This window comes from Oryzicola mucosus, from assembly GCF_014534685.1.
GTDB lineage: Bacteria > Pseudomonadota > Alphaproteobacteria > Rhizobiales > Rhizobiaceae > Oryzicola > Oryzicola mucosus.
The window spans coordinates 122,929-144,433 of record NZ_JACVVX010000005.1 but is presented as its reverse complement, the minus strand read 5'-3'; the positions used below and the strand labels follow the sequence as shown (position 1 = coordinate 144,433).

The 21,505-nt window shown below is 63.6% G+C and carries 18 protein-coding genes; 12 read left to right on the top strand and 6 right to left on the bottom strand.

Annotated features, from left to right (window positions below):
* Positions 1 to 73 precede the first annotated feature (73 nt).
* From ICI42_RS16550 to tpiA, 4 genes are all read right to left on the bottom strand, one after another.
* Positions 74 to 1,702 carry a CTP synthase gene (locus tag ICI42_RS16550; protein ID WP_188165702.1) on the bottom strand — a complete coding sequence of 543 codons (1,629 nt, stop codon included), beginning with the start codon at positions 1,700 to 1,702 and terminating at the stop codon, positions 74 to 76.
* Positions 1,703 to 1,876: 174 nt separating this feature from the next.
* Entirely contained in the window at positions 1,877 to 3,037 is a 1,161-nt protein-coding gene (locus tag ICI42_RS16545) for a L,D-transpeptidase family protein (RefSeq protein ID WP_230980408.1), read from the bottom strand.
* Positions 3,038 to 3,260: 223 nt separating this feature from the next.
* Positions 3,261 to 3,782 (bottom strand): preprotein translocase subunit SecG, encoded by a 522-nt coding sequence (gene secG, locus ICI42_RS16540; RefSeq protein WP_188165701.1) that lies wholly within the window; start codon positions 3,780 to 3,782, stop codon positions 3,261 to 3,263.
* A gap of 155 nt (positions 3,783 to 3,937) precedes the next feature.
* The gene (gene tpiA, locus ICI42_RS16535; protein WP_188165700.1) at positions 3,938 to 4,702 is read right to left on the bottom strand and encodes a triose-phosphate isomerase; all 765 of its coding nucleotides are present in this window, start codon (positions 4,700 to 4,702) and stop codon (positions 3,938 to 3,940) included.
* Positions 4,703 to 4,849: 147 nt separating this feature from the next.
* Here tpiA and ICI42_RS16530 point away from each other — a divergent pair, with 147 nt between their 5' ends.
* The 8 genes from ICI42_RS16530 (at position 4,850) to ICI42_RS16495 (ending at position 15,196) form a co-directional block, all read left to right on the top strand.
* Complete coding sequence (locus ICI42_RS16530) at positions 4,850 to 6,739, top strand: peptidyl-prolyl cis-trans isomerase (RefSeq protein ID WP_188165699.1); 1,890 nt, start codon at positions 4,850 to 4,852, stop codon at positions 6,737 to 6,739.
* Between the two features lies 1 nt (position 6,740).
* A complete protein-coding gene (trpD, locus tag ICI42_RS16525) occupies positions 6,741 to 7,751 on the top strand; it encodes an anthranilate phosphoribosyltransferase (protein ID WP_188165698.1) in 1,011 nt (336 codons plus the stop codon).
* Position 7,752: 1 nt separating this feature from the next.
* Complete coding sequence (gene trpC / locus ICI42_RS16520; protein WP_188165918.1) at positions 7,753 to 8,565, top strand: indole-3-glycerol phosphate synthase TrpC; 813 nt, start codon at positions 7,753 to 7,755, stop codon at positions 8,563 to 8,565.
* Complete coding sequence (gene moaC, locus ICI42_RS16515; protein ID WP_188165697.1) at positions 8,565 to 9,050, top strand: cyclic pyranopterin monophosphate synthase MoaC; 486 nt, start codon at positions 8,565 to 8,567, stop codon at positions 9,048 to 9,050. Before trpC ends, moaC begins: the two co-directional genes overlap by 1 nt.
* A 7-nt stretch (positions 9,051 to 9,057) precedes the next feature.
* Complete coding sequence (locus tag ICI42_RS16510) at positions 9,058 to 10,263, top strand: molybdopterin molybdotransferase MoeA (RefSeq protein ID WP_188165696.1); 1,206 nt, start codon at positions 9,058 to 9,060, stop codon at positions 10,261 to 10,263.
* A gap of 194 nt (positions 10,264 to 10,457) precedes the next feature.
* Positions 10,458 to 13,382 carry an excinuclease ABC subunit UvrA gene (uvrA, locus tag ICI42_RS16505; RefSeq protein ID WP_188165695.1) on the top strand — a complete coding sequence of 975 codons (2,925 nt, stop codon included), beginning with the start codon at positions 10,458 to 10,460 and terminating at the stop codon, positions 13,380 to 13,382.
* 81 nt (positions 13,383 to 13,463) lie between these two features.
* Entirely contained in the window at positions 13,464 to 14,825 is a 1,362-nt protein-coding gene (locus ICI42_RS16500; protein ID WP_188165694.1) for a DUF3800 domain-containing protein, read from the top strand.
* 26 nt (positions 14,826 to 14,851) lie between these two features.
* The gene (locus ICI42_RS16495; RefSeq protein ID WP_188165693.1) at positions 14,852 to 15,196 is read left to right on the top strand and encodes a hypothetical protein; all 345 of its coding nucleotides are present in this window, start codon (positions 14,852 to 14,854) and stop codon (positions 15,194 to 15,196) included.
* A gap of 156 nt (positions 15,197 to 15,352) precedes the next feature.
* Here ICI42_RS16495 and ICI42_RS16490 read toward each other — a convergent pair whose 3' ends face one another.
* A complete protein-coding gene (locus ICI42_RS16490; RefSeq protein ID WP_188165692.1) occupies positions 15,353 to 15,724 on the bottom strand; it encodes an endonuclease domain-containing protein in 372 nt (123 codons plus the stop codon).
* A gap of 545 nt (positions 15,725 to 16,269) precedes the next feature.
* On the opposite strand from ICI42_RS16490, the gene ICI42_RS16485 reads away from it, so the two are divergent.
* From ICI42_RS16485 to ICI42_RS16475, 3 genes are all read left to right on the top strand, one after another.
* The gene (locus ICI42_RS16485; protein WP_188165691.1) at positions 16,270 to 17,025 is read left to right on the top strand and encodes a hypothetical protein; all 756 of its coding nucleotides are present in this window, start codon (positions 16,270 to 16,272) and stop codon (positions 17,023 to 17,025) included.
* A 231-nt stretch (positions 17,026 to 17,256) separates the two neighbouring features.
* Entirely contained in the window at positions 17,257 to 18,072 is an 816-nt protein-coding gene (locus ICI42_RS16480; RefSeq protein ID WP_188165690.1) for a DUF72 domain-containing protein, read from the top strand.
* A 129-nt stretch (positions 18,073 to 18,201) separates the two neighbouring features.
* A complete protein-coding gene (locus tag ICI42_RS16475; RefSeq protein WP_188165689.1) occupies positions 18,202 to 19,350 on the top strand; it encodes a GGDEF domain-containing protein in 1,149 nt (382 codons plus the stop codon).
* Here ICI42_RS16475 and ICI42_RS16470 read toward each other — a convergent pair.
* Positions 19,338 to 20,840, bottom strand: a complete 1,503-nt coding sequence (locus ICI42_RS16470) for an NAD(P)H-hydrate dehydratase (protein ID WP_330999188.1) — start codon at positions 20,838 to 20,840, stop codon at positions 19,338 to 19,340. The genes ICI42_RS16475 and ICI42_RS16470 overlap by 13 nt on opposite strands.
* Positions 20,841 to 21,156: 316 nt before the next feature.
* On the opposite strand from ICI42_RS16470, the gene ICI42_RS16465 reads away from it, so the two are divergent.
* Positions 21,157 to 21,495: a P-II family nitrogen regulator gene (locus ICI42_RS16465; protein WP_188165688.1), complete on the top strand. Its 339-nt coding sequence runs from the start codon at positions 21,157 to 21,159 to the stop codon at positions 21,493 to 21,495.
* The last annotated feature ends 10 nt before the right edge of the window (positions 21,496 to 21,505 follow it).

Sequence of the window (21,505 nt, the reverse complement as noted above, 5' to 3'; positions counted from 1 at the left end):
GACGCTGGCATATCCCATCGGCTGCCGGGCAAAGTCAACACGGATCGTGTTGCCCCGCCCGACAAGTCGTGGATCACACCAGACGGCTCTGTTCCATCGCAGCGCCGATGAAGCTGGCAAACAGCGGGTGCGGTTCGAACGGGCGGCTCTTGAGCTCGGGATGATACTGCACGCCGATGAACCAGGGATGGTCGGGATATTCCACGGTCTCGGGTAGAACGCCGTCGGGCGACATGCCGGCAAACACCAGTCCGCACGCCTCCAGCCGCTCCTTATAGTCGATATTGACCTCGTAGCGGTGGCGGTGGCGTTCGGAAATGTCGGTATCGCCATAGATGTCGGCGATGCGCGAGCCGGCTTTCAGGCTGGCCTGGTACGCGCCCAGACGCATCGTGCCGCCGAGGTCGCCGGTTTCGCGGCGCTTCTCCAGCATGTTGCCCTTCAGCCATTCGGTCATCAGGCCGACCACCGGTTCCGTGGCGGGGCCGAACTCGGTCGAAGACGCCTCGGTCACGCCGGCCAGCGAGCGGGCCGCTTCGATGCAGGCCATCTGCATGCCGAAGCAGATGCCGAAATACGGCACCTTGCGCTCGCGGGCGAATTTCGCCGCCAGTATCTTGCCTTCTGAGCCGCGCTCGCCGAACCCCCCCGGCACCAGGATGCCGTGGACCTTCTCGAGATAGGGAGACGGATCCTCCTTCTCGAAGATTTCCGATTCGATCCACTCCAGCTTGACCTTCACCTTGTTGGCCATGCCGCCATGCGACAGGGCTTCCATCAGCGATTTGTAGGCGTCCTTGAGGCCGGTATATTTGCCGACGATGGCGATGGTGACTTCGCCCTCGGGATTGTGGATGCGGCTGGAAATCTCCTGCCAGCGCTCCATGCGCGGCTTGGGCGCCGGGTCGATGCCGAAGGCTGCCAGAACCTCCGAATCCAGCCCTTCGCTGTGATAGGCCATCGGCACGTCATAGATATGCGCCACGTCGAGCGCCTGGATGACGGCCGATTCGCGCACATTGCAGAACAGCGACAGCTTGCGGCGCTCTTCCTTGGGAATTTGGCGGTCGGCGCGGACCAGAAGGATGTCCGGCGCGATACCGATCGAGCGCAGTTCCTTGACCGAATGCTGCGTCGGCTTGGTCTTCAGCTCGCCCGCCGTAGGAATGTAGGGCATCAGCGTCAGGTGGATATAGACGCACTGGCCGCGCGGCAGCTCGTTGCCGATCTGGCGAATCGATTCGAGGAACGGCATCGCCTCGATGTCGCCCACCGTGCCGCCGATCTCGCACAGCACGAAATCGAAGTCGTCATTGCCGTCGAGCACGAAGTTCTTGATCTCGTCGGTGACGTGCGGAATCACCTGCACGGTCGCGCCGAGATAGTCGCCGCGCCGTTCGCGCTCGATGATGTTCTTGTAGATTCGGCCGGTGGTGATGTTGTCGCTCTGATTGGCAGAGCGGCCGGTGAACCGTTCGTAATGTCCGAGATCGAGGTCGGTTTCCGCTCCATCGTCCGTCACGAACACCTCACCATGCTGGTAAGGCGACATCGTGCCGGGATCGACATTCAGATACGGATCGAGCTTGCGGATGCGCACGCGATAGCCGCGTGCCTGCAGAAGAGCCCCAAGGGCCGCTGCGGCAATGCCTTTTCCAAGAGAAGAAACCACGCCGCCGGTGATGAATACATATCGCGCCATGGGAGTTATCGCTTATCGCGGCCAAATCGATTCCGCCAGAGAAAAAACCGCCGCGTCGGCTTTTTCCCAAGATGGCGCATTTTTTGTGTTGGTCGTCGCTTAGATAGGTACGCCCGTCCGCGCAAACAAAAAGGCCGGCACGCGCCGGCCTTTCGAGCATTTCCTGTGAGGTCTTTACAGGACGATGACTTCCGCGCCCATCGGCACGCGGCGGTACAGGTCCATCACATGGTCGTTGACCATGCGGAAGCAGCCATTCGACGAGTTGGTGCCGATGGTCTGCGGCTGGTTGGTGCCGTGGATGCGGATGTGGGTGTCGGTCTTGCCCTGGTAGAGATAGATCGCACGCGCGCCGAGCGGGTTGTCCGGGCCGCCATTCATGCCGTCCTTGTAGCGGCCGTATTTGGACGGCTCGCGCTTCTGCATGTCGGCGGTGGGGAACCAGCGCGGCCATTCCTGCTTGTCGCCGACCGTGGCGCGGCCCTTGAACTCGAGGCCTTCGCGGCCGACGGCGATGGCGTAGCGGCGCGCGGTGCCCGACGATTCGATGAGGTAGAGGAAGCGCGAGGAGGTGTCGACGACGATCTGGCCGGGGCGATAGCCGGTGAAGGCGACGACCTGCGGCTCGAATTCCGACTTGACCTTGAACTTGCCGCGCTGCGCCTCGCGCTGCTCCAGCACGCCGTCCAGCGCGCGGGTCTGCGGCAGCATGGCGTCGCGCACGACCGGCTGGCTGGCGCCGAAGAGGCCGCCGAACAGGCCGACGCGCTGCGGCGCCGCGGCTGTCACCTGCTCGCTGCGCAATTCACCGTTGTTGCCTTGCGAGGCGAACGCCATCACATCGGCCGGCATCGGCTGCGGCTGCTGCACGGGTGCTGCGACCGCGACGGGAACCTTGCGCACCGGCGCCTGCACGACGACCTTGGCGGGCTTTTCAGCCGGCGCCGCCTTGCGGGCAAAGAACGTCTCGCGTTCCTTCTGCGCCCGCTCCCTGGCGGCGGCGCGCATCATCTCCAGCTTGGCCTGGCGCTGCTTTTCCAGCGACGCGGCGCGGTCGGCGGCGATCTTGGCCTGCAACTGCTTGATCTGCTTCTGCTCCTCGGCGGTCGGGCTCTTCTTGCGCAGCAAGGCCTTCAGCTGGGCTGCGTCGCTCTTGGCGGCGATGGCGATGACATGGCTGGTCGCAGCCGTGGACGGCGCATTGCCGACGACGCCCGCTGGCGTTGCGGCAAGGGCAGCGCTTGCGGTGCAGAACACCGAGCAAAGACCGATGAGAATGAAGCGGCGAAGCTGCATGGTGACGATATCCCGGAATTCCGAAGTTGCCTGAGACATGGCGCAGGTCCTCGAGGACAGGCGCAGTCGAGAGATTGTCTATAAGCGATTGTTACGGCGCTGCTCAAGATGCGGGGCCGGTCCGGCCCCGTCGAATCTTCGTGATCAAAACAAATTTGCCGCGCCTGTGTTCGAAGAACAACAGAAACGCGGCAAACTGAAAGTTAACAAAGCCTGAATGTTAGAGTTTGTCTGGAAAGTCCAGGCAAAGCTTGGAGCTCTACTAGTTGTTCGGAACCTGCGGCGCGGCGGGTGCTGCGGGAGCCGGGGTCGCATCGGACGGAGCCGCGGGCGCCGGCGTTGCCGGTTCGGGAGTAACCGGCGCCGCCGGGGTTTCGGTCGCCGGTGCGGCGGGCGCGGTTGCCGCCGGAGCGCTCGGAACGGATGCGCCGTCGCCCGAAGGCGGAGCCGGCTGCGCGGGTGCTGCCGGCGCCGTTGTGCCGGAGCCGCCGAGCTGATCGAGCACGCCGCCGCCGCTGCCGGGCTGTCCTGCCGGGATGCGGTCGAGAATGTCGATCGGACGCTCGCTGTGGCGCGCCATCAGCGACAGGCCGAGCGAGGTGATGAAGAAGGCCAGCGCCAGAACAGCCGTCGCCCGGGTCAGCGCGTTGGCTGCGCCGCGCGTCGTCATGAAGCCCGATCCGCCGCCGATGCCCAGACCACCGCCTTCGGACCGCTGCACGAGCACCACGCCCACGAGTGCGAGCACGATCATCAAGTGAACGACGATAAGGATGGTTTGCATAGCGCTTCCTGGGATCTTGAACGGGCTGCGGCGGGCGGTTCGAGCTGACGCCCGGCTTTCAAAGGCGGCTCATTACAATGGTTTTGAGGCATTTCCAAGCCTCGGCTCGCCGAATATGGGAAGCGGCCGAACCAATGCAACCGCGAGGCGGGTGATCACATCGACCGATAGGCCTCGGCGATGCCGAGAAAATCCACCGCCTTGAGGCTCGCGCCGCCGACCAGCGCGCCGTCGACATTGGCGATCGACAGAAGCTCGCTGGCGTTGGAAGGCTTCACCGAGCCGCCATAGAGAATGCGCATTTTCGAGGCGCTTTCGCCCAGCTTCGCAGCCAGCTGCTTGCGGATATGGGCATGCGCCTCGGCCACGTCGTCCACCGTCGGCGTCAGCCCGGTGCCGATGGCCCACACCGGCTCATAGGCGATGACGGTGGTTTCGGGTGTCGCCGCCTGCGGCACCGAGCCCTCGATCTGCCGCGACAAGATGTCGAGCGTCGCACCGCCTTCGCGTTCGGCGCGGGTTTCGCCGATGCAGATGACGGCTGTCAGCCCGGCCCGCCATGCGGCTTCCGCCTTGGCGTGAACGACGGCATCGGTCTCGCCATGGTCGGTCCGGCGTTCGGAATGGCCGACAATGACGGAGCTCGCGCCGGCGTCCTTGAGCATCTCTGCCGAAATGTCGCCGGTATGGGCGCCGTTTTCTTTCGCGTGGCAGTCCTCGCCGCCCGCCTTGACCGGCGTGCTCTCGAGCGTGTCGGCCGCGCGCGCCAGAAGCGTCGCCGGAACGCAGATCAGCGCGTCGGCCTTGGCGTCCAGCCCGGCCATGAAGCCGTTTCCGATCGCCAGCAATTCGTTCAGCGACGCCGATGTGCCGTTCATCTTCCAGTTTCCAGCGACAAGCGGGCGAATTCCGGGCGTCATGCGATCTCTTCCCATTGATGTGACAATCGAACGGGCCCTCCCTACCAAAATGGCGCCACAAAGCAATCGACAGTGGCCGATAAGGACGCTATTGCGCTTTCACCATGCAAAAGTGCGGGCAAAACCGCGCCGAAACAGGAAGACACGATGCTCGAATCGCTTAGACGCGCCGCCGGTACATGGGTCGCCAAGATCCTTCTTCTGCTTCTCGTGCTGAGCTTCGGCGTCTGGGGCATCTCCGGATCGATGCTCGGCGGCTTCGGCAACCAGAATGTCATAACGGTCGGCGGCACCGAGGTTTCGGCAACGGATTACCGTCTCGCCTACAACCGGCAGGTCAATCTCTATTCGCAGCAGTTCGGCCAGCAGCTGACGCGCGACCAGGCCCGCAGCTTCGGCGTCGACCAGCAGGTCCTGGCCCAGCTGATCGGCGGCGCCGTGCTCGACGAACAGGCGCGCGAACTCAATCTCGGTCTGTCGAAGGACCGTCTCGCCCTTCTCGTCAGCGAAGACCCCACCTTCCGCGGCCAGGATGGGCGGTTCAACCGCCAGGCCTTCGACTACATCCTGGGCCAGATCGGCATGCGCTCCGAAGACTATCTGCGCACCCGCTCGCAGGATGCCAAGCGCCAGCAGATCGTCGAGGCGGTCTCCGACGGCTTCCGCGCGCCCGACACCTTCCTGCGCGCCGCCGCGCTCTATCAGGGCGAAGACCGCACCGCCGAATTCGTGGTTCTGCCGGAATCGCTGGTGCAGCCGGTGGCCGCGCCCTCGGAAGAAGTGCTGTCCGCATGGTTCGAACAAAACAAGCAGCGCTACGCCGCCCCCGAATACCGCAAGTTCCGCTACATCAAGCTGGAGCCGGAAGACATCGTCGATCTGACCGCCGTGGCCGACGATCAGGTCCGCGCCGACTACGACGCCAACAAGGCGCAGTTCACCACGCCCGAGACGCGTACCGTCGAGCAGCTGGTGTTCCCGAACGCAGATGCCGCCAAGACAGCGCATGATGCGCTCGCCGGTGGAAAAACCTTCGACCAGCTCGTCGCCGAACAGGGCAAGACCCCTGCCGACGTTGCGCTCGGCACCGTGACCAAGGACAGCGTGCCCGATCAGGGCGTCGCCGACACGGCATTCGGCCTTCAGGTCAACCAGGTCAGCGATGTCGTCCAGGGCATGTTCGGCCCGGTCCTGCTGCGCGTCACCGCGATCAACCCCGAGCAGGTGAAGCCCTTCGACGCGGTCAAGGAGGAAATCCGCCGCGATCTCGCTCTGGCGGAAGCCAACCGCGTCCTGCTCGACGTGCATGATTCTTATGAGGACGCGCGCGCCGGCGGCGAGTCGATGCAGGAAGCCGCCGACAGACTGAAGCTGAAGATCACCACGATCGACGCCATCGACCGCAACGCGCTCGACGTGGCCGGCAACGTCATCAACACCTTGCCATCTTCGCGCGATCTCATCCAGGCGGTGTTCGACGCCGAGGTCGGCACGGAAAACCCGGCGATCAATGTCGGCAGCAATGGCTACGTGTTCTACGAACTCGATGGCACGACCCCTGCCCGCGACCGCACCCTGGACGAAGTCCGTGAGAAGGTCGTTGCCGATTGGACCGCGCAGGAAACCACCCGGCTTCTCACCGAAAAGGCTACCGAGTTGCAGAAGCGGGTCGAAGGCGGCGCCAGCCTCGACGACATCGCCGCTGAGGTGAAGTCGGAGAAGCAGACCAAGCGCGGCCTGAAGCGTGGCGCCGACGATGCCGATTTCGGGCAGGACGGAGTCGCAGCCGTATTCGACGTCGCGCAGAACGCCGTCGGAACCTTCGCCGCGCCGACGGATGGCAACCGCATCCTGTTCAAGGTCACCGAGGTGTTCGAGCCGGCCGGCGCGGACGCCAGCAGCCTGCCGGAAGCCGCCCGCAACACGTTCACCTCCGGCATGTCGTCCGACTTGCTCGACCAGCTCATCGCCAAGCTGAGCAGTAAGTATTCGGTGAGCACCAATCAGGCCGCCATCGATCAGGCGTTGGCCTTCTGACATGAGCACGCTGAAACCCTACATCGCCAAGGCCGCAGGCGGTTCGTCCCTCACCTTCGAGGAGGCGCGCGAGGCTTTCGACATCATCATGTCGGGCAATGCCACTCCCGGCCAGATCGGCGGCTTCCTCATGGCGCTGCGCGTCCGCGGCGAAAGTGTGGAGGAAATCTCCGGCGCGGTCGCCACCATGCGCGAGAAAATGCTGCGCGTCACGGCTCCGGCGGGCGCCATCGATATCGTCGGCACCGGCGGCGACAATTCGCACAGCGTCAACATTTCCAGCGCCTCGGCCCTTGTGGCGGCGGGCGCCGGCGTCGTCGTGGCCAAGCATGGCAATCGCGGCCTGTCCTCGCAGACAGGCGCGGCGGATGTTCTGACCAGCCTCGGCATCAATATCGACCTGGCGCCAGAGGCGATCGGCCGCTGCATCGAGGAAGCCGGCATCGGCTTCATGTTCGCGCCGGCGCATCATCCTGCCATGAAGCATGTCGGCCCGACCCGGGTCGAACTCGGCACCCGCACCATCTTCAATATTCTCGGCCCGCTTTCCAATCCCGCCGGCGTCACCCGCCAGATGGTCGGGGTCTTTGCTCCGGAATGGGTGCTGCCGGTCGCCGAAACCCTCAAGACATTGGGTGCCGATCATTCCTGGGTCGTGCATGGCGACGGCTTTGACGAGATCACCACGACGGGCGAAACCTCCGTTGCGGAAATCGCCAATGGCGCGGTGCGCAGCTTCACGCTGACACCGGAAGAGTTCGGGCTTGGGCGCCACAGCAAGGACGATCTGCGCGGCGGCGACGCGGCGTTCAATGCCAAGGCGTTGCGCGACGTTCTCTCGGGCGTGCCGGGAGCCTATCGCGACACGGTGCTGATGAATGCCGGCGCCGGCATCCACATCGCCGGCAAGGCGAAGGATTTGCCCGAAGGCATTGCGCTCGCAACACAATCCATCGACAGCGGCCAGGCGCTCTCCGTGCTCGGCAGGCTGGTGGCGGCATCGAACGGATAGGATCATGGCCGACATTCTCAGCCGCATCGAAGCCTATAAGCGCGAGGAAATCGCCGCCGCCAAGGCTGCGATCCCGCTTGCCGACATCAAGGCGCGGGCGCTCGACATGGGCGCGCCGCGCGGTTTCCAACGCGCATTGCAGGCAAAGCGGGATGCCGGGCAGTTCGCCCTGATTGCCGAGATCAAGAAGGCCAGCCCCTCCAAGGGCCTGATCCGTCCGGATTTCGACCCGCCCGCCTTGGCAGCGGCCTATGAAGCCGGTGGAGCTGCCTGTCTTTCCGTGTTGACCGATGCCCCGTCGTTTCAGGGCGCGCCGGAATTCCTCACCGCGGCCCGCAAGGCCTGCACCCTGCCCGCTCTGCGCAAGGATTTCCTGTTCGACACCTATCAGGTCTATGAAGCGCGCGCCTGGGGGGCGGATGCCATTCTCATCATCATGGCCAGCGTCGACGACGATCTCGCGCATCGGTTGGAGGAAACCGCCTTCGAACTCGGCATGGATGTGCTGATCGAAGTCCATGACGAAGAAGAGACCGAGCGCGCGCTGAAGCTCACCTCGAAGCTGCTCGGCATCAACAACCGCAATCTGCGCACTTTCGAAGTCAGTCTCGAAACCTCCGAGCGCCTTGCAAAGATGGTGCCTGCCGACCGGCTCTTGGTCGGCGAAAGCGGTGTCTTCACCCATGACGACTGCTTGCGGCTGGAAAAGAGCGGCATCGGCACGTTTCTCGTCGGCGAGAGCCTGATGCGCAAGGACGACGTAACGGCCGCCACGCAGGCCCTGTTGTTCGGCCCGGCTGACGTGGCGGCGTGATGAGCAAGCCGCCCGCCCTCACCCATCTCGACGCCAGGGGCGAAGCCCATATGGTCGATGTCGGCGACAAGGCGGAGACCGTGCGTACGGCCGTCGCCGAAGGCACCGTCACCATGCTGCCCGAAACGCTGTCGCTGATTCTGTCAGGCAACGCCAGGAAGGGCGATGTTCTCGCCACGGCGCGCATTGCCGGAATCATGGCCGCCAAGCGCACCCATGAACTGATCCCGCTCTGCCACCCCCTGCTGCTCAACAAGGTCTCGGTCGATATCGAAGCCGATGAAAGCCTGCCCGGCTTGCGTGTCACAGCGCTGGCGCGGGTCTCCGGCAGGACTGGCGTGGAGATGGAAGCGCTGACGGCGGCATCGGTCGCCTGCCTGACCATCTACGACATGGCCAAGGCGGTCGACCGCGCCATGGTGATTTCGGGCATCCGGCTGATCGAAAAGACCGGCGGCAAATCAGGCGATTTTCGCGCGGAGTGAGGACACCATGGCTTTGACACCGGTCGACGCAGCCCTTGCTCATCTGCTCGACGGTGCCGAACCGCGCGGCTCGGAGACGGTCGCCTTGCACGATGCGGCCGGTCGCATCCTCGCCGCGCCGCTCCATGCGCTGCGCACGCAACCGCCCTTCGATGCCTCGGCGATGGACGGTTACGCCGTCCAGGCCGGTGATGTCGCCAATGTCCCCGCGCAGCTCGATGTGATCGGCGTCGCGCCGGCCGGCAGGCAGTTCGCCGGTTCTGTCGGGCCGGGCCAGGCCGTGCGCATCTTCACCGGCGCACCCGTTCCGCCCGGCGCCGACACCATCGCCATCCAGGAGAACGTCAGGGATCTCGGTGACGGAAAGATCGAGGTGTTCGAAACCGTCGCCGCCGGCCGTCACATCCGCTACAGCGGCCTCGACTTCAAGGACGGCGATCGTCTGCTCGACAAGGGCCGTCTGCTGGACGCTGCGGCCCTGTCGCTCGCCGCGTCCGCCAACCATCCCACGGTCGAGGTGGTGCGCGCCCCGCTTTTGGCCATCATCGCCACCGGCGACGAGTTGCTGTTGCCGGGCAGCACCCCCGGCCCCGACCAGATCATTTCCTCCAACGCCTATGGCGTTGCAGCCCTGGCCCGCGAGGCTGGCGCACGCGTGCTCGACCTCGGCATCGCCCCCGACCGCGAGGATGCCATCGCAGCCCTGATCGCCACGGCGCGCGACGCCGGCGCCGATGTCATCGTCACGCTCGGCGGCGCATCCGTCGGCGACCATGATTTCATCCACGACGTGCTGACAGGCATGGGCGTGAACCTCGCCTTCTGGAAGATTGCCATGCGGCCGGGCAAGCCGCTGATGTTCGGCAGGCTTGGCGACATCCGCTGCATCGGCCTGCCCGGCAACCCCGTCGCCAGCCTGATCTGCACCACCCTGTTCATCAAGCCGCTTCTGGCCAAGCTGGGCGGTCGCGCCTATGCGCCGCCGCTGCGCGAAGCCCGGCTTGGCGCTGCGATGAAGGAAAACGATTCGCGCCAGGACTATGTGCGCGCCAGGGCTGTGGAGACGCCGGGCGGCCTCGTCGCCACGCCGTTCGACGTCCAGGACTCCTCGATGCTGCGCACCCTGTCGGAGGCCAATTGCGCCATCGTGCGCCCGCCCTTCGCGCCCGCCGCGGAAGCCGGCGACGCCTGCCAGGTGCTGATGCTGCGCTGACATGTCACCTGACAGCGTGGTGTCAGGAGCGCGTTCGGCCTTTGTTCCTTTTTCGCTTGCCCGCGGAGCGCAAAGGCGCTTAAACGTTTTCCGACTGCCTCCCTCGACGGCGCGGCAAAATTACCTACATGTCGGGTGGCCGGATCCCAAGTCGGCACATCCTTCATCCAGTGAGACAAGGCGGCGGACCGGCCATGGCCGACCATAAATACATTTCCATTCGCGGTGCGCGTGAGCACAACCTCAAGAACGTCGATCTCGACCTGCCCCGCGACAAGCTGATCGTGATGACCGGCCTGTCGGGCTCGGGCAAGTCGTCGCTCGCCTTCGACACCATCTATGCCGAGGGCCAGCGGCGCTACGTCGAATCGCTGTCGGCCTATGCGCGCCAGTTCCTGGAAATGATGCAGAAGCCGGATGTCGACCAGATCGACGGCCTGTCGCCCGCCATCTCCATCGAGCAGAAGACCACCTCCAAGAACCCGCGCTCGACGGTCGGCACCGTCACCGAGATCTACGACTATATGCGCCTGCTCTATGCGCGGGTCGGCGTGCCCTATTCGCCCGCCACCGGCCTGCCCATCGAGAGCCAGACGGTCAGCCAGATGGTCGACCGCGTGCTTGCTCTGGACGAAGGCACCCGCCTGTTCATCCTCGCGCCGATGGTGCGCGGCCGCAAGGGCGAGTACCGCAAGGAACTCGCCGAGCTCCAGAAGAAGGGCTTCCAGCGCGTCAAGGTCGACGGCACCTTCTACGAGATCGCCGAGGTTCCCGCGCTCGACAAGAAGTACAAGCACGACATCGACGTCGTGGTCGACCGCATCGTCGTGCGCGGCGACATCGCCACCCGCCTGGCCGATTCGATGGAAACCGCGCTGCGCCTCGCCGACGGCCTGGCGGTGGCCGAATTCGCCGACAAGCCGCTGCCCGCCGACGAGACCTCCGAAGGCGGCTCGGCCAACAAATCCGCGAACGAAACCCACGAACGCATTCTTTTCTCTGAGAAATTCGCCTGCCCGGTGTCCGGCTTCACCATCCCCGAGATCGAGCCGCGGCTGTTTTCCTTCAACAACCCGTTCGGCGCCTGCCCGACCTGCGACGGCCTCGGCAACCAGCGCGCCATCGACCCCAACATGATCGTGCCCGACGAGTCCGTCTCGCTGCGCGACGGCGCGATTGCGCCCTGGGCCAAGTCGACCTCGCCCTATTATTCGCAGACGCTGGAAGGCTTGGGCCGCGTCTATGGCTTCAAGCTCGGCGACAAGTTCAAGGACCTGTCCGACGACGCCAAGAACGCCATCCTGCGCGGCACCGGCAGCCGCGAGGTCGCCTTCAACTACGATGACGGCCTGCGCTCCTACAAGACCACCAAGAGCTTCGAGGGGGTCATCCCCAATCTCGAGCGCCGCTGGAAGGAGACCGAATCCGCCTGGATGCGCGAGGAGATCGAGCGCTTCATGTCGGCCACGCCCTGCCCGGCCTGCAACGGCTACCGCCTCAAGCCCGAGGCGCTGGCGGTCAAGATCGGCGGCCGCCATATCGGCCAGGTCACCGAGCTGTCGATCCGCAAGGCCAATGCCTGGTTCGACACGCTGCCCGAGCAGCTCAACGCCAAGCAGAACGAGATCGCCTTCCGCATCCTCAAGGAGATCCGCGAGCGGCTGCGCTTCCTCAACGATGTCGGCCTCGACTACCTCGCTTTGTCGCGCAATTCCGGCACGCTGTCGGGCGGCGAGAGCCAGCGCATCCGCCTCGCCTCGCAGATCGGCTCCGGCCTGACCGGCGTGCTCTATGTGCTGGACGAGCCCTCCATCGGCCTGCACCAGCGCGACAATGCCCGCCTGCTCGACACGCTGCGCCATCTGCGCGACCTCGGCAACACGGTCATCGTCGTCGAGCATGACGAGGACGCCATCCTGACCGCCGACTATGTCGTCGACATCGGCCCCGCCGCGGGCATCCATGGCGGCCGCATCATCGCGCAAGGCACGCCCGGCGAGGTCATCGCCAACCCCGCCTCGCTCACCGGCCGCTACCTCTCCGGCGACCTCGAAGTCGCGGTTCCCGCCGAACGGCGCGCGCTGAAGAAGAACCGCCGCATCAAAATCGTCGGCGCGCGCGGCAACAACCTCAAAAACGTCACCGGCGAAATCCCGCTCGGCACGTTTACCGCCGTCACCGGCGTGTCGGGCGGCGGCAAATCAACCTTCCTGATCGAAACCCTGTTCAAGGCCGCCTCGCGCCGCATCATGGGCAGCCGCGAGCATCCCGCCGATCACGACCGGATCGAAGGCCTCGAATTCCTCGACAAGGTCATCGACATCGACCAGTCGCCCATCGGCCGCACGCCGCGCTCCAATCCGGCCACCTACACCGGCGCCTTCACGCCGATCCGCGACTGGTTCGCCAACCTGCCCGAGGCCAAGGCGCGCGGCTACCAGCCCGGCCGCTTCTCCTTCAACGTCAAGGGCGGCCGCTGCGAGGCCTGCCAGGGCGACGGCGTCATCAAGATCGAGATGCACTTTTTGCCCGACGTCTACGTCACCTGCGACGTCTGCCACGGCAAGCGCTACAACCGCGAGACGCTGGACGTCACCTTCAAGGGCAAGTCCATCGCCGATGTGCTCGACATGACGGTGGAGGAAGGCGTCGACTTCTTCGCCGCCGTTCCCGGCGTGCGCGACAAGCTGCAGACGCTCAGGGATGTCGGCCTCGGCTACATCCATATCGGCCAGCAGGCCAACACGCTGTCGGGCGGCGAGGCGCAGCGCATCAAGCTCGCCAAGGAGCTGTCGCGCAAGGCCACCGGCAAGACGCTCTACATCCTCGACGAGCCGACCACCGGCCTGCATTTCCACGACGTCGCCAAGCTGCTCGAAGTCCTCCACGAACTGGTCGACCAGGGCAACACGGTCGTCGTCATCGAGCACAATCTCGAAGTCATCAAGACGGCAGACTGGGTGCTCGACCTCGGCCCCGAAGGCGGCGACGGCGGCGGCGAACTCGTCGCCTCCGGCACGCCGGAAGACATCGTCCGCGAAAAACGCAGCTACACCGGTCAGTTCTTGAAGGAGCTTTTGGAGCGCCGGCCGCGGGGGAAACGGGAGGCTGCGGAGTAGGTATTGATAGAAAGGCGCTTGTTGCACCTTACTAATTGTTATTTGGCGTTGTTAGGCTTCTGACAAAGGATGGCGGACCGAATGGCTGGGGTAGCCGAATACAGTCCTCGGAAGATGCTTCTTTATGCCGAGCAACTGCGGCGTGCGCACATCTCTCTTGAGCCTAACAATTATGATCCCAGCGCGGTTGCCGATCCTCATGTAACAATCCCGATGCTTCTCCTTAATGCAACAGCCACCGAGATATACTTCAAATTTCTAATATATAATTCTAAAAAAGAACCCCCTCCCCCGACTTCAAATCTTCTTGATCTTTTTAAGATGCTTCCTGCCCATATCGCGCATGGTATTCGTCATCTTTGGGAGCACCCGAAACCAAGTCAAGCACGACTGCGACAACTACAATCCGAAGGAAGCGGACAACCAATTCCAAGTTTTGATCAGGCCCTTGCTGAGGCAGCGGATGCAATTAGAAAGTTTCGTTATCCATACGAATATCACGTTCGCGACCTCGCATACTGGGCGTCAGATATAGGCGAGTGTGCAAGAACATTCATTTTTGATGAATTTTACAGGGGTGAATTCGAAGACGTCCGACTTCCCTTGCCTGCAAATGCGGTTAGTAAAAATGACGCGAATTCAGTCCGCAAGTTTGAGATTTCGGCTGCTGATATCTCTGCATCGACAAGCGACGGGAGAGAGGGCGTCGAGAACCGTGGTGACTCGCCGTCGCATCCCAATAACATGGGTGTAATTATTCCCGACTTAGACAGACCAATTCACGTATTTGCTGACGAAAGTGAAAACGGAAGACATTTTCTGATGGCAGCTTTAGCGGCACACGAGAGTGAATGGGCACGTTTCTCAAGAAAATGGAAATTTTACCTAGAACGATTTGGGATAGACCCTGCATTCAAAATGAGTCGCGATGGCCACAAGGACAGGGACCCAGGCTGGGTAAAAACTCAAGCACTATATAGACTAATCGAGAAACATGTCCGTGTCGTTTTTTTATGCGTCGTAGACATCGAAGCCTTAAGGCGACTTACGCGAGAATCAAAGGCGAATAAGGGTCTGGCGAAGCCGTATGATCTTGCGAGCCACCGTGTGCATTTTTGGGCCGCAAAAAAATTTCCCGGAAGGTCACGGCTGTTTCTTGATAGCACAACGCACGATAAGGTTATCCGAAGGGTTTGGCGGAATATAGAATTAAATAATATACCAACAGGTGGCTCGCTGCCAGAAATGGTGAAAGATGAAGATTATATGCCGATCCAGGGGGCAGACCTTTTTGCGTGGTGGGCCTTTAAGTGGTGGGAAAGAAACGGTCTAAAAGGGATACAAGAATTTCCGTGGGATAGTTATGCTCCTATACGTCTTGAGATAGAAATCATTGATGAGGAATCTATTCGTGATATGCTTGTAAATCTTGCAGGGGACTGATTTAATATTGAGGGATCGGCACTGACTTGCCGCCCTGTTCGCAAGACGAACGGTGGAAGACCCTCGAAGACCATTGCACGGAGCGGCTGGATGAAGTCGATTTTCTAATCGCCGAAGCAGACCAGGAGATTTTGCGCGTGCTGGAAAACCACGTGCTCAAAAACGAACAGTTCTACGAGGATTGGATCGGTAAAATCCGTAGCGGCGACGTCGATGCCAGCGCCATCCCACATGGGGGAGATGGCGCGTCGGCGCTGACGACGCACTACCGCCATGACTTTGAATTCCGGTGGCGAGCATGTAACGCCATCCCTTCTCCCCTTGCGGGAGAAGGTGGCCGAGCCGAGCGCAGCGAGAGCGAGGTCGGATGAGGGGTGTTGGACGAAGTGCGAGGCTGCGTATTGCGCGCGTCAATGCACCGAGCGTCCCCGTCCTCCATCGCCTCGTGTCTTCCAACACCCCTCATCCGCCCCTTCGGGGCACCTTCTCCCGCAGGGGGAGAAGGGGGCGTCGGCGCTGACGACGCACTAGCGCCAGGGCTGCAAAGTTCGGTCGCGTATAAAGGCGATGATGGTATCGCAGACCGAGTTCATTTCCCGCAGCACCTCGTCGTTCCAGAACCTCAATACGCGGAAGCCTTGGGCTTGCAGGTCGGCGGAACGTCGGCGGTCGTGATCGGAATCCGCGTGCTGGGAGCCGTCGATCTCGATGATCAGCATCGCCTCCGCACAAAGAAAATCGGCGACGTATCGCCCGACCGGAACCTGCCGCCGCACCTTGATGCCGTTCAGCCGCCGCCCGCGCAATTCCTGCCACAGCCGCTCCTCGGCTTCGGTCATGTCGCGCCGAAGCGTTTTGGCGAACCGGCGCTTTTCAGGCGGAACAGGCTGATGCGGCATGACGGGATTTTACCGCCGCGTTTTCAGAAGAAAAGAGGCTGAACCCGCGCCTCTTCCTTCTCCCCCTGCGGGGTGAAGAGCGGTCGGCGAAGCCGATCAATCGACGAGATACACCTGCGGAGGCAGAAAGGAGCGCGCCCCTTCTCCCCTTGCGGGAGAAGGTGTCGCCCTTGAGCGAACGCAGAGAGCGAAAGACAGGCGACGGATGAGGGGTGTTGGACGGAGTGAGAGGCTGCGTATTGCGCGCTAATACCCCTGGCCTCCCCGTCCTCCATCGCCTCGTTTCTTCCAGCACCCCTCATCCGCCCCTTCGGGGCACCTTCTCCCGCAAGGGGAGAAGGGGGCGTCGGCGCTGACGATGCACTAACGCCAGGGCTCCGGGCGTTCATCGATCAATCGACAAATCGTTGTCGATTGAGCGGCTTCGCCGACCGCTCTTCACCCCGCAAGGGGAGAAGGAAGAGTGACAAATCGCAAAAGTTTATCCACACTCTCCGCACCCGCTCTACACTCCAACCGCCTTGGAAAATCGAAAGGAGGCGGCGATGGATTGGGCAGGGGCGATCGACAAGCATCAGGCGGCGTTGAAGCGCCTGCTCGCTTTGCTCGTCGCCATGGCCGGCATGACGGTTGCGGCTGGCGAAAGCCAGCGCACGGCTGGCACGGATGTTGGCCAAAACACCCTGCCGCGCCATCTGCATCGCGCCATTCTCCGGCTGCTGCGTCCCGCCGAGGCGGCAGCGCGGCGGCTGATTGTCCTCGCCGCGCGCGGCATGATTGTGCCGCACCAGCACTCGCCTGTTCGCGCATCGCAGCAACACTCCGCCTTCCTGCGCGCGCCCGGCGGCACCGGCATCGTGATGCCGAAAGGAGCCATGCCGCCCCGCCCCGCGCCCCAATCCATGGCGCTGCCGCTGCTCGATCCCTTGCGCCTGCCCCGCCACAAGCCCTCGCGGCCCGCCATCGTGCCGCGCATTCGCGGCTTTGGCCTTGATACGCCCTCGCTTGTCCCGGCCCGCCCGACCCCGGAACCCGACGATCCGCTCGATGCCGACCGCCTGCGGCTCAGGCTCGCAGCGCTCGGCCGCGCGCTCGACGATCTGCCGCGCCAGGCCCGACGCTTCGTGCGCTGGCGGCAACGGCGGCGGCGCGGCGCGTTTCATCGCCTGTCGCCGCTGCGCGGCGGGCCGCCGCCCGGCGCTCGGGCACCGGGCTCGCGCCACGCCCGGGAGGTCGACCGCACCCTGGACGATGTGCACGGGCTGGCGCTCTGGACCCTGGAGCACCCCGACAGTTCATGACCTACAAGTCTTTCGACAGGACAGCTTTGTCCGCCGCCGCGCAGCCACGCTCGCGCGCGCCAAAAATGTTGGCCGATTATGCGCGGTCCGACTATTTTGTCAGCAGCGTTTTTCGGGCGATGGACAAAGCCGGCCGGGCCGAGCATTTTCGCGGTCGCTGCATGTCTCCCGAAAGTGGAACCGGTTTCGGGGTCGAAGACATCCATCGCGACAAAAAATCGGGAGAAGATCATGACCAAATCCGCAAGCGGCGCCATTCGGGCCGGCATGGGCGGCTGGACCTTCGAGCCCTGGGACACGTCCTTCTATCCCGAAAAGCTGGCCAAGAAGAAACAGCTCGAATTCGCCGCCCGCCAGGTGCCGACCATCGAGGTCAACGGCACCTATTATTCGTCCTTCAAGGAGCCGACTTTCGTCAAATGGGCGAGCGAGACGCCCGAAAACTTCGTCTTTTCGCTCAAGGGCAACCGCTTCATCACCAACCGCCGCGTGCTCGGCGAGGCCGGCGAGTCCATGGCGCGGTTTCTCGAGTCGGGCGTGGCCGCCTTGGGCGACAAGCTCGGCCCGATCCTGTGGCAGTTCATGCCAACCAAGAAATTCGACGCCGAGGATTTCGAGGCCTTTTTGAAGCTGCTGCCCGAAAAGCAGGACGGGGTCAAACTGCGCCATGCGGTCGAGGTGCGCAACGACAGTTTTGTCGTGCCGGAATTCCCCGCCCTGCTGCGCAAATACAAGGTCACGCTGGTCTATGCCGACCATGCCACCTATCCCGGCATTGCCGATGTCACCGGCGATTTCGTCTATCTCAGGCTGCAGACCGGTTCCGACGACAATCCGGATTGCTATACCGACAAGGGTCTGGACGCATGGGCGGCCCGCGCCGAGCAATGGGCCGCGGGCAAGGCTCCCGACGATCTGCGCTACGCGGATCCGGACACGACGGCGAAGGTTCAGCCGCGCGACGTCTTCGTCTACTTCATCTCGGAGGGCAAGGTGCGCGCCCCCTTCGGCGCCCAGGCGCTCATGAAGCGCGTCGCGGCTTCTTAGGGCGGCATCTTGGCGCGGCAAGCGTTATGAGGTATTTTATGACGGCAGTGTAACGATATCGACACCCCTTTGAGCCACACTGCGGCCTGCCTGGCGTTTGAGTGCGGGCTTGTGCGCAATAGGGTTCGCATGTCGCTCGACTATGGTTCGCTGCTCCTGGCCATCGGCTTCTCAGGCGTCTGCCTGGCGATCACCATGTTCGGCTCGTGGCTCACCATGCGCAAGGAAGGCCTGTTGTTGAAATGGGCCGTCAGCGCCCTGCTCATCGTGTTCTACGTCTTCCTTTACGCCGCCTATGTCGCCGCGCCGAACCTGCTGCTGCTGGCTATCGGGCTGACCGCCCTGCAGGCCAGCTTCGCCATCCTGTTCGGCGCCGCCCGGCAGTTCCGCACCAATAATTTCCCGCGCAAGACGGTCGTCCTCTCCGCCGCCGTCGCGATCGGCGCCTGCCTCGTGCCGCTGGCCTTCGGTTATGACGGCCTCGCCCTCATCGCCGAGAATGCCGCGGCGACCCTCCTGCTCCTGGCCACGGCGCGCGAATACTGGAAGGGCCGGCGCGAGATGCCCGCGCTCCTTCTCGCGCTGGCCGCCTTGTACGCCGTGACCGCGCTGTCCTTCCTGCTCTGCGGCGTGGTCCTTGCGATGGACGGCCGGCTGGTGCTGGGCGCGGCTCCCAACAACTGGGCGGAGAACCTCAGCCTGATCGTCGTCACCGCCTGCCTCACCGGCATCGGCGCGCTGTCGCTCACGCTCAACCAGACGCGCCTGACGCGACGCCATCGCCTCGAGGCCTTCACCGACTCGCTCACCGGCCTGCCCAACCGTCGCGCGCTGTTCGAACGGTTCCATGCGCCCATCGGCGAACAGACGGCCGTCATCGTGTTCGACCTCGACAACTTCAAATCGATCAACGACGCGCATGGCCACGCTGCCGGCGACGACGTGCTGCGGGTCTTCGCCCGCATTCTGGCGAGCGACCGCCGGCCTCTCGACGTGCCGGCGCGTCTTGGCGGCGAAGAGTTTGCTCTTGTGCTGACCGGCATCAAGCCGGAGAAGGCTTTCAAAATCGCCGAGCATATCCGCAGCGCGCTCGCCCATACGGTCATCCCGGCGGAAACGTCGGCGCTGTACTGCACCGTGAGCGCCGGCATTGCCTTCGGTAGCAAGGACGGCGCCCCGTTCGACCGCGTGCTAAACGCCGCCGACCAGGAGCTTTACAGCGCCAAGCGTGCCGGCAGGAACCGGATCGCCACAACGGGTCAGCGTCAGGCCAGCTGAGCGTCCAGCGCGCGCAACGCTGGCAACAACGCCATGGGCAGGTCCTCGGCGATCAGCCCTGGACCGAAACGCCGCGCAGCCTCCGCATGCAGCCAGACGGCAGCGCTCGCCGCTTCGAAGGGCGGCATCTTCTGCGCCAGAAGGGCTGCGACGATGCCGGACAGCACATCGCCTGAGCCTGCCGTCGCCAGCAAGGGCGTGCCGTTGGTGCTGATGGACGCGCGACCGTCAGGCGCCGCCACCACGGTGTCCGCCCCCTTGTAGAGGACGATCGCGTTGGCCTCCGCCGCGGCCTTTCGCGATTTTTCGAGCTTGGACAGGCTCTTGTCCGCGGCTATGGCTGGAAAGAGGCGGCCGAACTCGCCTTCATGCGGCGTCAGCACGAGGCTGGACGCATCTTTCTCGCGGGCGGCTGCGAACAGCTCAGCTGCGAACGGCGCTGAGGCCGTCAGCCCGTCGGCGTCCAGCACGATATGGCCGACCAGTCCGCGCGCTGCGTTGAGCAGGTGGACCGCGAAGCGTCCCGTCTCCGGGTGCGGACCGAGCCCAGGCCCGTAGACAAGCGCGTCGGGCTTGCGGGCCTCCAAGAACTCGACCGCCTCCGGCAGTCCATCCGACCGCCGCAGGATGATCGAGGTCAGATGAGCGGCGTTGATGGCAAGCGCGTTTGCCGGCGACAAAAGCGTGACGGCGCCTGCCCCTGCCCTTGCCGCAGCCATGGCCGACAGGCGCGCAGCTCCCGTAGCCGAGGGGCCGGCGGAAAAGACGCCGACATGTCCGCGCCGGTATTTGTGCGCATCGACCGCCGCCTTTGGGAACTGAGCTCCCCAAAGCCTTACATCATTCTCGAAGCAGGCCACGTTCAGCCCCTCGACGATCTGGTCTGGAATGCCGATATCGGCGACCACGACTTCGCCGCAAAGGACCTTTCCGGGCAGCAGCAGATGCGCCGGTTTTTTCCGCGCGAAGGTCACCGTCAAGGTGGCCGTCGGCGCAGCGCCGAGGACAGCGCCGCTGTCGCCGGACACGCCGGACGGAAGGTCGACGGCGACGATGATCGCTCCGGCATCGTGTAATTTGGCAAACGCCGCTTCTTCCAATGAACCCAAGGGCTTTGAGAGACCTGCTCCATACAGCGCATCGACCACCAGAGCGCCCGGCTCGACGCTCAGCTCGGCAAGCGGGGCGGCGATCGCCTCGGCCTCCGCAGCGGCAATCGCAGCGTCGGAGCTCTCGCGTGGCGGCGCACTTGCCCAGATTTTCACTGGCACGCCGGCCTGAGCCAGCAGCCGCGCGACGACATAGCCGTCGCCGCCATTGTTGCCAGGCCCGCACAGGATATGGGCCAATGGGCAGGGATAACGCGCGAGGATTTCGGCTGTTATGGCCGAGCCGGCCGCGCGCATCAACTCGATGCCGCTTATGTTGCCTTCGGCGATGGTTCGACGGTCGGCTTCCGCCATTTCACTTGGTGTCAAAACTTCCCGCACACAACTCTCCTGCCGCCTTAGCGCCAGACTCTATCCAAAGTGGCGGCAAGGTCCAGAGCCGCGAAAGCGGCACTATCAGCCTAGATAATAGGCATAATGATTATAAATTAATCAGATCAAGCAATGTGCATCGTCGCGAACTGCATCAAACCGCGCCATAACGCAGTCATGCCGGTGGTAAACATCCAGTCTGCGCCGAAATTCGCCGGTTTCGAGCGATGCCATTGCGGGGCTGGGCAACTGGCACGGTTCCTGCTTAACTCCGGTCAGCAGGGTCGGCGGGCCCGCCAGAACCGACGAGGAGGCATTCAACCGCATGAAAAAGATCGAAGCGATCATCAAGCCGTTCAAGCTCGATGAAGTGAAGGAAGCTCTGCAAGAAGCCGGCCTCCAAGGCATCACCGTAACCGAGGCCAAGGGGTTCGGTCGGCAGAAGGGCCATACCGAACTGTACCGTGGCGCTGAATATGTCGTCGACTTCCTGCCCAAGGTGAAGATCGAGGTGGTGCTGGGCGACGAAGGCGTCGAGGCGGCCATCGATGCGATTCGCAAGGCAGCGCAGACCGGCCGTATCGGCGACGGCAAAATTTTTGTGTCGAATATCGAAGAAGTCGTGCGCATTCGTACCGGAGAGACAGGCATCGACGCTATCTAAGCGCGGTTCC